This window comes from Rhodococcus sp. T9N, from assembly GCF_024436645.1.
GTDB lineage: Bacteria > Actinomycetota > Actinomycetes > Mycobacteriales > Mycobacteriaceae > Rhodococcus_F > Rhodococcus_F qingshengii.
This window is the reverse complement of the sequence record NZ_JAMSKS010000002.1, coordinates 177,016-190,212: the sequence shown is the minus strand read 5'-3', so window position 1 is coordinate 190,212 and position 13,197 is coordinate 177,016. Positions and strand designations below refer to the sequence as shown.

The window sequence follows — 13,197 nt, the reverse complement described above, 5'->3', positions numbered from 1 at the left end:
TCCGTGGGGTCGACCGCTATACGGGGGCTCACAGTGTTGATACCCTCACCTCATTAAGGGTAGCCTTTGCTACTTACTTCGGGACATCGATTGGCGGCCGTACCAGGTCGTTCCGTCGGGGATGGACTACCTGTAATGAGTGAATCACCAAGAGACTCCAGCGCCGAACCTGCCATTGTCGACATCGTCGGCGTCGGGTTCGGTCCGGCCAACCTCGCGTTGGCCATTGCTGTCGAAGAACACAATGCAAATTGTGCGGCCGTTGATCGGGTGAACGCGCGGTTCTTCGAAAAGCAGTCTCAGTTCGCGTGGCATCCCGGGATGCTGCTCGACGGTGCCACCATGCAGATCGCGTTTCCGAAGGACCTGGTGACGTTCCGGAATCCACAGAGCGGATACAGCTTCTTCTCGTATCTGTTCGAGCAGGGTCGACTGGTCGACTTCGTCAACCACCAGACCTTCTTCCCCACGCGCCACGAATTCAACGACTACCTGTGCTGGGCAGCTCGACGAGTCGACGCGGACGTGCAGTTCGGTACAACCGTCGACGGGGTCGAGGGCATCAAGAACTCCGACGGCGTTGTCGATCGCTTTGCGGTTCGCACCGCCGACGGTGAAACGGTGATCGCGCGCAACATCGTTGTCGGAGCCGGACTGAAAGAGCGGATCCCGGAGTGGGCGACGCCTTCGTCGCGGTGCTTCCACAATCACCAGTTCCTCTTCCATCTCGAAGCAATGCCGGAGCCCGTACACAACCGGTTCGTCGTTCTCGGCGCCGGCCAGAGTGCCGCGGAGATCGTGGACTACCTGCACGCGAACTACCCGAACGCCGAAGTTCACAGTGTTTTTGCCCGCTACGGCTACAGCCCGGCAGACGACAGCCCGTACGCGAACCGCATCTTCGATCCCGAAGCCGTCGATCAGCTGCACGGTGCAGACGCCGCGGAACGACGCCGACTGCTCGATCTGCACCGCAGTACCAATTACTCGGTCGTCGACATCGAACTGATCAACAAGCTGTATGCCACCGAATATCAGGAGATGGTTCGTGGGCCGCGGCGACTGTTCATGCGTCGGGCCTCGGAGATCACGAGTGCCGTGGAGACCGAATCCGGCATCGAACTGGCTGTCCGTAGCAATCTCGACGGCTTGACCGACACGCTGGCGTGCGACGCACTCATTCTGGCCACGGGTTTCACCCCGGCACCTCTGGACGATTTGTTGGGTGAACTCGTGCCGGATTCGTCCGTTCCGCGTAACGTCAGTCGGGATTATCGACTGGCTGTAACGGAGGACGTGACAGGCGGTATCTATCTGCAGGGTGGGACAGAACAGACTCACGGATTGACGTCGTCGCTGCTGTCGAACGTGGCAGTGCGGGCGGGGGAGATTCTGGCGTCGGTGCTGAGCCACCAGAACCGAACTGGTGCGCTTGCTAGTCTGGGCGCACAAGACACGTACGTAACGAGTGAGGCGAGATGAGCACTAACCCTTTCGATGACGAAGACGGCCGCTTCTACGTGCTGGTGAACGACGAGGACCAGCACTCGCTGTGGCCCACGTTTTCCGAGGTCCCCGCCGGCTGGCGAGTGGTGTTCGGTGAAGACAGCCGCAAGGCGTGCCTCGAATACGTCGAGGCCAACTGGACCGACATGCGTCCGAAGAGCCTGCGTGAGGCCATGGAAGCCGATCAGGCTGCCGGTGGAAAGCACGCAGTCGAGAGCTGATTCTCTCACCGCTCGGAACCCCCGAGTGAACAGAAAAGAGCTGGGCACCGTCAGGTGCCCAGCTCTTTCTGCTTGAACGACGCCTACTTCTCGGTGACGGGAACTCGACGCCTGCGCTTGCGGACCATCGGGCGACGTAGCGAGTCCACGCGCATCAGAATCCGTGGACGACGCAGCGTGCGCGCTCCCCATTCGCCGAGCGTGACGCCCGCGGCCAGGGCGCAGCCGATGCCGAAGGCCGACAGCAAGGCAGTCAATCCGATCAGTACCTGGTCGTTGAGCAGCGCGTACAGGCCTCGGTACAGCGACAGACCGGGGAGCAGCGGAGTGATGCCTGCGACCGCGACAACCAGCGGAGGCGTCAGTGCGCGGCGAGCCATCAGACCACCGGCAAGACCGACCACGGTTGCGGCGATTGCGGCGGCGATCACGGGACCGACGTCGAGTGTCTGCACGAAGATCGACACACCACTGCCTGCCGCACCGCCCAGGAACGCCGCGGTGAGTGCACGCCTCTCGGCGTAGCAGGCGAGCGCGTAGAACACCGACGCACACGCACCGGAGAGCATGAGGATCGGCAACTGCGTGATGGTGGAGACTTCCACATTGATCGGTGGAAGCGTCGAACCCAACATCCCGGTCATTCGCAACGAGATTGCGACGCCCGCGATGATGCCGCCCGTCATCATCACCACTTCGAAGAATCGCGCGACAGCTGTAATGGGTGCACCCATGATCGCGTCCTGGACCGAGCCCACCAACGACAGCCCGGACAGCAGAACGACCACTCCGGCCGCGATGACCAACGACGGCCGGATACTGATCCCCAGCTGGTCCTGAAATGTATAGAGCGTGGCGGCGGGCGCAGCCGCGATGAGACCACCGACAACCTGCTGGAAGAAGAACGGCAGGCCGAACCGGTTCAGTACGCGGTTGACTCGATCGATGACCATCGTCGTCAGAAACGCGACTGTGGCAACGAGGAACCCGCCGCCGAGCAGGACGGAGACCGAAGCCGCCATCGCAGCCCAGGCCATGGTCGCGGTCCATCGGTTGTACGGGTGCGGCGCCGTCGTGATGGCTGTGAGCGCGTCGTGCGCTTGGTCCGGTGTGATCGCCTCACGGCGGATACGACGTGTCAGACGGTCGACGGCCGCCAGCCGCGTGAAGTCCATCGAGCGGTAGTGGACGATGCGCATCGTGCTCGCCGGCGGTCGCGTCGGGCCGCGATAGGCAGAGAGCACAATCGAGTTGTAAGTGACGTCGACGTCACACTGGGCAAGGCCGTACGTGGCGGCGATGAACTGCACCTGCTCAGCGGTGTCCATGGCCGCGGTTCCGGATGCGAGGAGGACTTCGCCCACCCGAACCGCGAGGTCCAGGACCTCTGCGACGACGGCGTCGTCTGTCAGGTCGATCGGTTGAAGCGGTGCGGGAGCCGACGTGACCGTGTCGACGGTGGCTTGCCGGTTTCCCGTCAGGCGTGTGAGTACTTCGGTGAATTTCGCCATCAGGGGGCGGAGTGGGAGTTGCGCATGGGGCCCACGCTATCTAACGTGACCCGCGCGCGGCCACCGTGACGGCTTGGATATGATGGCTCCGCAAAGTCAGTCGCGGCAACGCGTCGGTCTTCGCCTCCTTAGCTCAGTGGTAGAGCACTCGCCTTGTAAGCGAAAGGTCGTCGGTTCAATCCCGACAGGAGGCTCCGAAAGAGGAGGCACTCACCAACGTGGTGGGTGCCTCTGTATTTGCTGAGGTGCCGATAGGCGCCCGGTTCAGTTGGTCTCGGGCTTGTTCGTAGCCTGGCGCGGGTCGATCGCGCCGTCGATGTACTGCTGGGCGATCACTCGCAGTTTGACGTTGCTGCGCTGCGAGTCCTGGATGAGAATGCGGAAGGCTCGGTCGGCGTCGACGTGGTGGGTGCCCATGATGATGCCCTTGGCCTGTTCGATGACGCCTCGCGATTCGAGTGCTCGCTCGAGGTCCATCGCGTGCTTTCTGGCGATGTCGAGGCGCTGCGAGCTGTGCAGCGCGTAGGCCGAGGTCACGGCGAACAGTTGGAGCAATGCCACGTCGGCGCCGGTGAAACCTCGGAGGTCGTGGCTGTAGAGATTGAGGGTTCCGAGCGGGCGTTCCCGGCCAGGCAGTGGCATGGACAAGAAGCTGACGGCGCCGACTGCCTTTGCCGCGCTTGCGAATTGAGGCCACCGGCTGTGGGCTTCGCTGGCATGTGCGCGGACAACGGTTCCCGTGCGTGACGACGTCACACTCGGTCCATAGTCCAGTCGGAATTGGATCGAGTCGACGGTGCGAACAAGTTGGTGGGTGGCGGCGACGGTTCGGAATGTCGTGTCCGAACCGCCGATGGTAATTCCGGCCATGTCGGCGTCGGCGATGAGATCGACGGCATGCCTGCAGACTTGTTCGAGAAATTGCTCGGCCTGGGCATGTGGATCGAGGTGCGCGTACAGCGATTGCAGGGCGTCCGAGGCGGCGTCCAGGCTGTCCTGCGACGCGGAATTTCGGCCCCCGGTGGGGCCGCGGTGTCCTCTGGCGATGCGCGGCGCCGTCATTGTCTCAACCACCCTTCCCCATCACGTCGCAGGCATGTCCGATTCGTCTCATTGTTGCACCGGACTAACTGTTGTGCACTCTGTTTCGGTGGACAAGTGTCTGATGGGGCGGACGGTTATGTGAAGTGGTCTGCGTATGCCCAATCGTGATGTTTGATTCGGCCGTTAGCGGGTAGTGCGCCGATCTTGGAATTATGTTGTCCTGCAACAGTTAACGTGGAAACTGCGACCGGGGTACAAGTTTTCTCCGCAATGGCGCGCAGGTCACGAACTTGGCCTATTGTCAGCGCCAGCGCACAATCTTGTACGCGTAACCCGTAGACAGTGAAGGGGATACGACGATGAACGGACTGATCGCGGCTCTGAACAGTGGAATGACCGTTGGCTTGGCCAACACGATCCTGACTTTCGGCGGAATCATCATCAACCTCAACATCGTGATCAACAACTGACCGCGTAATCGGCGAGTAACCGTTTGTTATGCCGATTCGATCGGAAGGTCCGGCCCTGGGCGGTCGCTCTTGCTCTTGAGCCACCGATTGGGAAGTTTGCCGGCAAGTTCTCCGAGTGGACCGACTGCAGCGCTGAGGATTCCGACGGTTTCCTGAAGGACCTCGATGCTCGCGCTCATCCGCTCGAGGTTGGGGGCGAGGGAAGTCAAGGTGTCGGACAGTGCAACGATCTGGTCAAGCGGGCCGCCTTCGGCGATGAGCCGTTCGAAGGCGCCGTTCTCTGCCAGGAGTGTTTCGAGGATGCCGTTCTCGGCCAGTGCGCGATCGATGACACCGTCCTTGGCAGTCAGGCGTTCGACGGCACCGTCTTGCGCTGTCAGGCGTTCCAGCGGACCGTCCTCCGCCATCATTCGGTCGAGGAGACCGTCCGGCGCGAGCAAGCGTTCCAATGCGCCGTTCTCGGCGAGCACCCTATCCAGCGGTCCGCCGGGGGCAAGAAGTCTTTCGAGTGGTCCGCCGGGAGCGAGTAGTCGTTCGAGAGTGCCGTCGGGTGCAGTCAGTTTGTCGACCGGGCCGCCGGGAGAGAGAAGTCGATCGAGTGGCCCACCGGGGGCCAAGGCCTGCCCGATGGGCCGATCGTCAGCGGTGAGCGATGACAACTGCTGGATCATCTGCATGGGTCCGCGGGGGCTTGCCAAGCCGGCAGCACCCGCCGTCACGGCGCCGGTATTACCGACGGCGATACGAACTGTCGTGACCGTCAGCTCGGCGATTCCCAAACTGATCTCTGCGGCTGCAATGCCCGCGCGTAGGGGAAGCGTGAGCATCTCCAGCAGTTTCATGCGTTAACTGTAACCGGTAACACACAAACACTCACCAGGATCGCCGGTCAGTGAAGGACCTTCAGACCGACGACACAGCCGACGATGCCCAGGATCAGCAGTATCTTGACGATCGACGTGGACTCCGCGCCGGTGATCATCGCATATCCCACGGTCAGGGCGGCGCCGATGCCGACCCAGATCGCGTAGGAAGTCCCGATGGGAAGGGTACGCATTGCATACGCGAGGCCGGCCATACTGACGATCAGGCCGAGGACGAAGACGATGGTGGGCGACATCTTGCTGAATCCGTCGGACTTACCGAGTGCGGTAGCCCAGACAGCTTCGAAAAGTCCGGAAATGACGAGCACGATCCATGCCATGGTGAACAACTCCCAAGGCACCGTCTTTTCGCTGGCCGGGTACGGTGCGCTCGTCCGGATGTCGTCGTTGACCACCCAACCATAGCAACAGAATTCTGCGTTCCGACCCGATCAGCTGGCGATTTAGGTCACCACCGCCGTTCGAACTCTCTTCAGATGGATGGTCGACACGGACACCACGATCGTCGCCGTCGCAGCGAGAACAGTCAGAGGAATCGGCGTGTTCACGGCGGCCGGTCCGTGTTCGACGAGCACACCGGTAGACCACCCGAATTCCCGCGAGCCCGGGTCCAAGAAGGTCGGTGAAACCGAGAACAACGTGAAAGCGACGGGCAGCATCGCCCCGCTCGAGACTGCTTCGACGGCAACAGGCATGCATGACGTGACGGCCAGTCCCAGCGCAAGCGGGAGGATGAGGACGTAGGCAACCGTGGTCGGGGCGGCATCCAGCAATCCCGAGAGTGCAGTCACGGCAAGGAGTCCCAGCCCGAGTTGCGGCATCGGTCTTCTCCAGCCGACGACGACGCCCAACGCCAGGGCAGCAGCTCCCGCGGGCATCGCCCAGGTCCAGTCGGATGGAAAGGAAATCGAGCTGACCGAAACCGCGCTGACTGCCAGTCCGACGAGTACGAAACGACCGTCGTGTGGCGGCAACCGCCAAGCCAGTGCGACGGTAACGGCAACCGCCGATACCACCGCGATCACCCATGACCCAGGTGATGTCGTCGAGCCCAACCACACATAGGGAGCCGTGAATACCAGGGGCAGAACAACTCCCAGCTTCACCAGGCGTGCGTCGATGTCGCCCGGCTCCTGATTCGGTCGTGCGAGTGCGGCGACTCCACCCACGAGAAGAGTTGCGGCGAGCAGAATCCAGACGGGAACCGTGGACGGCACGGGGTAGGAATCGCCCGGAAGTGTGAGCGACCACCTGGGGACGCGATCGCGCCATAAGTCCGCTGCGCCGAAGTACAGGGTCGTCGTGGTTACGCCGAGTCCGAGAGCGGTTTGTGCTCCGCGGTGACCCTTCGTCGGAAATGCCGCTGCCGCGAGGAAAGCGCCTGCTCCGACTGCGTTCAGAGTCACCGAAATCTGGGCGGAGACGGGGACGAATGCAGGTAGCGCGATGGCGAGGGCGCCGACTACAGCGAAGACACTCGCGAGACCGCCACGTCCCCAGCGATGCAGTAGCGCTACGCCGACGGCCGCAACCACAGCGGCAGTTGCTCCCGCCCACTGCGGCGTGATCACCACCGAGATAACGCCGGCGTCGGAGAAGGAGAAGTCGTCAACTCGGGACTCGGCCACTGCGTACGCGGCCACCACACCGCCGACCAGCGCGGACGCCACAGGACCGTAGAGCTGAGCGATTTGAACTGGGCTACGTTGCTGCATAATTCGTCGAATTCTTGCACAACTCGCCGATACGACTTATCGTCACATCGCCGTGCGGATCCATCCACACCGGTTCCCTGTCTCGAAGTCGAGGAACCAGCAGATGGCGTCCTCGACTCGGCCACTGAACGAAGTCGTAGCCGGCCAAATTTGTCTGAACTGCGTCGGCGACCCACACCGCAGCGTCCGCGAATGCAGTCTCCATCGACAGTGCGTTGAAGTAGCTGAATCCGCTGATGTCACGTGTGCCTTGCCAGCCGATCGTGACGTTGTAGTCGCTGTTGATCGAAAATTCCCAGATCAAACGGTCGACAACAACTTCAGGTCCGAATCGCAGGCAACGCAGATCTTGGGCAACACCTGCGAGGGCCTGTGCCCAAGACTCCGGTGGCGCGAAGCCGGGATCCTCGCCGGTATCGGAGTTGTTGGTGAACAGAGGAATACGCCAGGTCAAGCACTCCATGTTCCACAGTGGGGGTAGTGACATGCCGCATCCTTCCGGTTCGTGGGCCTGCACCCCAGCTTTTCAGCTGCACCCGGCTTTTCACCTGCACCTGGCTTTTCACCTGTACTCAGTCCATCACATGCACCCGGCCGTTCACAGGAAGCTCCCAGGGAACATACAGCGGGAATCCAGTGGCAGGGGAGAAGATGGTTCTCGTGACCGACAAGACCCCCGAAGCCCGCATCCTCGTTGTCGACGACGAACCCACCATCGTGGAGTTGCTCTCCGTGAGCCTCCGATTCCAGGGTTTCGAGGTGGCAACTGCTTCGAGCGGCGCCCAAGGCCTGGACGTCGCACGGACATTCCGTCCCGACGCGATCGTTCTCGACGTCATGATGCCCGGGATGGACGGCTTCGGTCTGCTTCGGCGCCTGCGCGCCGACGGTGTGGACGCGCCCGTCCTGTTTCTGACGGCGAAGGATTCGCTCGACGACAAGATCAGCGGCCTGACCCTCGGCGCGGACGACTACGTGACCAAGCCGTTCAGCCTCGAAGAAGTCGTGACGCGGTTGCGGGTCATCCTGCGCCGCGCCGGTCGCGGGGTCGCGCCGGAGCAGTCGCCGCGGGTGAAGTTCGCCGACATCGAACTCGACGACGACACCCGCGAGGTCTGGAAGAAGGGCGAGTTGGTTGCACTCTCGCCCACCGAGTTCACACTGCTCCGATACTTCATGGTCAACGCCGGGACGGTTCTCAGCAAACCGCGGATTCTCGACCACGTCTGGAATTACGACTTCGGTGGGGAGGTCGGAGTTGTCGAGTCCTACGTTTCCTACCTGCGGCGCAAGGTGGACACGGGGGAGACACCGCTGATTCACACATTGCGTGGGGTCGGCTACGTGATGCGTGAACCGCGGCAATGATCGCCGCCGCGGAAAACGATCAGCTTCCGAAGCGGGGTCGTTTCCGTCTCCATTCACTGCCGCTGCGCTTCACCCTTGTTGCGGCCTTGCTGGTGTTGGCCGCGCTGGGTCTGTTGGCGTCGGGTGTAGCGGTCACTTCTGCTCTCGAGAATTCACTGACCCAGCGAACCGACAAAACGCTGTACGAAGCGGTCGACGGTTGGGCAAAGCCGCACAGCAGAGATCTGCAGCCGCCCAGTGACGTCGGCCCGGGCACCCGCCCACCCAGCCCCTTCTTCGTTCGGACCGTGACCCCGGACGGACGGGTGATCATCCTGAACGACAAGTCGACGACGACCGAACCCGACCTGTCGAAAGATTCCACCAACGGCCCGATCACCGTCGGATCGAGCGACGGTTCGGACGTGAACTGGCGGGTTCTCACGACGGTCCGCGACGGCACGACCACGACTATCGGTGTGCGACTGACGGATAACGAGCAGACCGTCGACGACTTGGTCGGCCTGCAACTCGGCATCGGCCTGGTTGTCCTGCTGATCCTCGGCGGCGCAGCGTATTTCGTGGTTCGTCGGAGCCTCCGTCCGCTGGTCGAGGTGGAGGAAACTGCCGCTGCCATTGCCGCCGGCGACCTTCATCGACGTGTTCCGGAGCGCGATGACCGCACCGAGGTCGGTCGACTGTCCGTGGCGCTCAACGGAATGCTCGCGCAGATTCAGCACGCATTTGCCGCGACCGAGGCTTCGGAGGAATCGGCCCGGCGTTCCGAGGAGAAGATGCGTAGGTTTGTCGGCGACGCGAGCCACGAGTTGCGCACACCCTTGACGACTATTCGTGGGTTCGCCGAGTTGTATCGCCAAGGCGCCATGACTGATACGGAAACGCTGATGAACCGGATCGAGGGCGAGGCGTCGAGGATGGGACTTCTGGTCGAAGATCTGCTCATGCTGGCAAGACTCGACGAACAGCGTCCACTCGAGAACAAGCCTGTGGATCTGCTTGCAGTTGCGGCGGATTCGGTACAGGCGGCACGAGCGATCGCACCGGATCGAACTGTCGAACTTCAGATGACCGGCGGCCCAGGCCTGCCCGAAGTGCATGGTGACGAGGCCAGACTGCGTCAGGTAGTTGCCAATCTGGTGGGCAACGCGATCAAACACACGCCGCCGGATGCGCAGGTCACCGTTCGTGTCGGTACGACCGAGAACTCCGCGGTGGTCGAGGTTTCGGATACCGGTCAGGGTTTGAGTGACGAGGATGCCGCGCGGATCTTCGAGCGTTTCTACCGCGCCGACACCTCTCGCACCCGTGAGACCGGGGGCGCCGGTCTCGGCCTGTCCATCGTTTCGGCTTTGGTTGCAGCGCACGACGGAACCGTCAGCGTCGAGACCTCCCTCGGGCAGGGGACGACGTTCCGCGTCGAATTGCCGCGTGACCCGAAGGACGACTGACGCCGGATTGCCGCAACCGGTCCCCTCAGAAGTAGGTGTGCACCGTGCCGACGACGCGGTAATCCGAATCGACCTCGGGAATCAGTGACCACTTGTCGAATGTGGTGCAGGGATGCGAGATTCCGCAACCGAGCAGATCGCCGACCTTCACGTCGAAGTCATCCGGAACGTCGACGTACGCGTGCTGGTCGTTGAGTGCGGTGATCGTCAGCTCTCGCGCTGATCGGTTGGATCCGTCGCGTCGGCGCCACAGGACTATGGGAAAGCCTGCGTCGGAACCGACATCGCGGCGGCCGAAGCCCAGGATCACCCGTCCGGGTTCAGGTATGGAGAGCACTACGCCCCAGACCTCTGCGGCTCCCTGCAGAGTTCGCGGACCGTCAGCCCACGGCGAAGTTTCGGCATAGAGACCGTGATCGTGAGTGATGTAGCAACCGCTGCGCAGCACGATGCGTACACCGTTGTCGAGTGCCCATCGGCCGGCCAGCTCGCGTACAACCAGATCGTGAAACGCACTGCCGCCGAAAGTGACCAGTGGCTGGGGAGCCTTTGCGGAGTTGTTCTCGAACAGGTTCTCGGCCACACAGATTTCCGTGAAAACCCGCGCGGATTTGAGATACGAATCGACGGAGATACGGCGGGCTGCTACCGAGGCTCCGGGCATCATGCCCTCGAACCCCTCGACTCCGGTGAGTATCAACGAAGGTGCCTGCGATGCTGCGCGTGCGACGTCGAGTGCTTGCTCGACAGTGCGAGCGCCCGCGCGTCCGCTGTCGTAGCCGAGTTCGACGAGAACCCGGATACGGCTGGCCGGTGAGACTTTCGCGATCAACTGTTCCATCAGGCGGACGCTCTCGACCGAGTCCACGAGGGTGGTGACGAAGAAATCGGGGTCGGTGGCCTGGGCGTCGCAGATCCACCGAATACCGGCGGGATCGAGAACCTGGCTGGCGATGATGATGGTGTCCACACCGAACTCACGCAGAATGCGTGCCTGCGCAACGGTTGCGGCTGTCATCGCCCAAGCCCCGGCGTCGAGTTGCCGTCGAACCAGTTCGGGGCTCATCGTGGTCTTCGCGTGAGGCGCCAGATCCACATCGTGGTCGGAGCAGAACTGCGCCATGAGGTCGACATTGTGCGCGATCGCTGCACGGTTGAGTGTCATCACGGGTAGCAGGAGGTTGCCGTCGAGTGCCGAGATCCCCAGCGGCTCGAGGTCGGAACCGTCGCGACCTTCGAGGTCTGTGCCGAAGGCCTTGTGCTGCCAACCGATCGGGGGGTTCGCGAAATCCGTCATGGCATCGATTGTGCCGTTGATTGCAGACGATGTGTTCATGTGTGGTGACTTTCTGTCAGAACTATGCAGGTCAGAATGAGATCCGGCTACGAGCGGCGTACCGGGCGACCAGGCAACGCGTCCTGGACCACGACACCGTCTTCGACGACGGGTACTCCGCCGACCAGCACGCGGCTGATACCGGTGGAGGGGCGGGTGCCGTCGATGTACGTGGCGTTGTCGGTGATTCGCTCGGGGTCGAAAACGAGGATGTCCGCGTCGCTACCGGGGCTGATCCGGCCTTTCGTCGCCATCGAGGGAACCGACTCCTCCAGAATCTGCGCAGGGATCAACGAGCAGCGCGCGATGATCTCCGACAGCGACAGCAGCCGACGCTCGCGGTACAGCGTACGAATCGCACGTGCGTAGGTGCCGGCGCCGCGGGGGTGGCCGAGTGCCTTCTTCGGCAGTGGCCACTGCAATGAGTCGGCAGGCGAACGGCCGGGCCAGGTCAGTGGCATCGCGTCGCTCGCGATGGCGGCGCGATCGAAAGTCATCGCCCGTTCGAGGAATTCGCGCTGCACGGTGTCGTTCTCGTCGAGGAACTCCACCAGCACCAACCCACCGGGGTCGGTGGCCCGAAGATGTTCCAGCTGCTTGCGGTCCGCGATACGTTCACCGGTGGGTACGAATGTCAGCGACCGTGGTGTCAGATTCATCAGGTGCAGCTTGTCGGGATCGAGAAACGCAGCTCCGACGGCCGTCGACCCGGAACCGTACGGATACGCCTCCGTCGTGACGCGCGATCCGGCTGCCTGAACCTGTGCCACCACCGACAGCGCGTGGTCGACGTGCATTCCCGAGGTGCTGTTGACGTGGCAGTAGTGCATGTGTGCGCCGGTTTCAGCTGCTGCACGGGCGATTTCGACGGCACCATCCACCGGGCTCGACGGATCGGCCGAGATGAGCGGGCGCGCATGGGTATAGGTGGGAACACCGGCTCGGGCCGCGAGATCCGCCACCTGTAGGTACTCCACCGGATCGGATTTCGGCGCGTACCCGACCACCACGCCGATGCCGAGAGCGCCTGCGGCCAGATCGTTTTCGAGGAGTTCGAGAATGTGGGCGCGCTGAGAGGCGGTGGGCTCGCCCTGCCAGCTCGGGGAACCGAGATGGTGCAGGAGCGTTCTGATGTCGCCGTCGGGATCGGCCCCTGAGAGTTCGATCATTCGGGCGTGCGCCCACGACGTCGCGTAGCCGTAGTTGATCGGGCGGCCCTCGGTGCCGGCCCGGGCATATGCCTTTGCAACAGGAATGACGCCGGCTTCCAGTTCGAGGGCCGTCGTGACTCCGTCCAATGCCTGAAGTCGCTGCTCGGCGATTTCCTGTCCGTGGCTGTGCAGGTCGATGAATCCGGGGCAGATGACCTGACCGGTCACGTCGATCGTCTGCCGGGCTTCGATCGCGTCGCGACCCCACGCCGAGACCTTGCCGTCGGTGATCGCGATGCCTCGAACCTCGTCGGTCCCCGATGCGGGATCGACGACACGGCCGCCGGTGAACACGATGTCGTGGACCTGCATCAGCGCTGCACTCCTGTCGTTGGTCGAACCGCCTGGCCCGGCGAATGTCCCGATGGTTTCACGGCTCGGGTATCGGATTCTGGTGTGAACGTCCCAAATGGAGGCCGACTCACCGTTCGAGCGGACAAGAAACGGATGCGCTCGAGTGTGAAGGTGAAAGCGAAGTTATCA

Annotated in this window: 12 protein-coding genes, 1 tRNA gene and 1 riboswitch; of the genes, 5 read left to right on the top strand and 8 right to left on the bottom strand. The window is 62.7% G+C overall.

What is annotated here, in order from left to right; genetic code table 11:
* Positions 1-135: 135 nt before the first annotated feature.
* Positions 136-1,482 carry a lysine N(6)-hydroxylase/L-ornithine N(5)-oxygenase family protein gene (locus tag M1L53_RS04680; RefSeq protein ID WP_007734359.1) on the top strand — a complete coding sequence of 449 codons (1,347 nt, stop codon included), beginning with the start codon at positions 136-138 and terminating at the stop codon, positions 1,480-1,482.
* Positions 1,479-1,727 (top strand): MbtH family protein, encoded by a 249-nt coding sequence (locus M1L53_RS04675; protein WP_003945538.1) that lies wholly within the window; start codon positions 1,479-1,481, stop codon positions 1,725-1,727. Before M1L53_RS04680 ends, M1L53_RS04675 begins: the two co-directional genes overlap by 4 nt.
* An 83-nt stretch (positions 1,728-1,810) precedes the next feature.
* On the opposite strand, the gene M1L53_RS04670 is transcribed toward M1L53_RS04675, so the two are convergent.
* Positions 1,811-3,238: a threonine/serine exporter ThrE family protein gene (locus M1L53_RS04670; protein ID WP_007734361.1), complete on the bottom strand. Its 1,428-nt coding sequence runs from the start codon at positions 3,236-3,238 to the stop codon at positions 1,811-1,813.
* A 122-nt stretch (positions 3,239-3,360) separates the two neighbouring features.
* Here M1L53_RS04670 and M1L53_RS04665 point away from each other — a divergent pair.
* Positions 3,361-3,432: transfer RNA gene (locus M1L53_RS04665), tRNA-Thr, on the top strand.
* A 70-nt stretch (positions 3,433-3,502) separates the two neighbouring features.
* On the opposite strand, the gene M1L53_RS04660 is transcribed toward M1L53_RS04665, so the two are convergent.
* The 5 genes from M1L53_RS04660 to M1L53_RS04640 form a co-directional block, all read right to left on the bottom strand.
* The gene (locus M1L53_RS04660; RefSeq protein ID WP_003945473.1) at positions 3,503-4,300 is read right to left on the bottom strand and encodes a GAF and ANTAR domain-containing protein; all 798 of its coding nucleotides are present in this window, start codon (positions 4,298-4,300) and stop codon (positions 3,503-3,505) included.
* 478 nt (positions 4,301-4,778) lie between these two features.
* Positions 4,779-5,594 (bottom strand): hypothetical protein, encoded by an 816-nt coding sequence (locus M1L53_RS04655; protein WP_003945831.1) that lies wholly within the window; start codon positions 5,592-5,594, stop codon positions 4,779-4,781.
* Positions 5,595-5,641: 47 nt separating this feature from the next.
* A complete protein-coding gene (locus tag M1L53_RS04650) occupies positions 5,642-5,956 on the bottom strand; it encodes a multidrug efflux SMR transporter (RefSeq protein ID WP_007734365.1) in 315 nt (104 codons plus the stop codon).
* A 14-nt stretch (positions 5,957-5,970) separates the two neighbouring features.
* Positions 5,971-6,036, bottom strand: a riboswitch (guanidine-III (ykkC-III) riboswitch).
* A gap of 43 nt (positions 6,037-6,079) precedes the next feature.
* Positions 6,080-7,351, bottom strand: a complete 1,272-nt coding sequence (locus M1L53_RS04645) for a hypothetical protein (RefSeq protein WP_054188089.1) — start codon at positions 7,349-7,351, stop codon at positions 6,080-6,082.
* Positions 7,338-7,838, bottom strand: coding sequence for a hypothetical protein (locus M1L53_RS04640; protein ID WP_054188090.1), 501 nt, complete (start codon positions 7,836-7,838; stop codon positions 7,338-7,340). Before M1L53_RS04640 ends, M1L53_RS04645 begins: the two co-directional genes overlap by 14 nt.
* Before the next feature lie 164 nt (positions 7,839-8,002).
* Between M1L53_RS04640 and M1L53_RS04635 the strand changes: the two genes are divergently transcribed.
* A complete protein-coding gene (locus M1L53_RS04635; RefSeq protein WP_007734368.1) occupies positions 8,003-8,719 on the top strand; it encodes a response regulator transcription factor in 717 nt (238 codons plus the stop codon).
* Positions 8,716-10,167, top strand: a complete 1,452-nt coding sequence (locus M1L53_RS04630; RefSeq protein WP_003945873.1) for a cell wall metabolism sensor histidine kinase WalK — start codon at positions 8,716-8,718, stop codon at positions 10,165-10,167. The genes M1L53_RS04635 and M1L53_RS04630 overlap by 4 nt, the downstream gene beginning before the upstream one ends.
* A gap of 25 nt (positions 10,168-10,192) precedes the next feature.
* Here the strand turns inward: M1L53_RS04630 and M1L53_RS04625 are convergent, their stop codons facing one another.
* Positions 10,193-11,503: an alanine racemase gene (locus tag M1L53_RS04625; protein ID WP_042449526.1), complete on the bottom strand. Its 1,311-nt coding sequence runs from the start codon at positions 11,501-11,503 to the stop codon at positions 10,193-10,195.
* Positions 11,504-11,550: 47 nt separating this feature from the next.
* Entirely contained in the window at positions 11,551-13,026 is a 1,476-nt protein-coding gene (locus M1L53_RS04620) for an amidohydrolase family protein (protein ID WP_054188091.1), read from the bottom strand.
* Positions 13,027-13,197 lie beyond the last annotated feature (171 nt).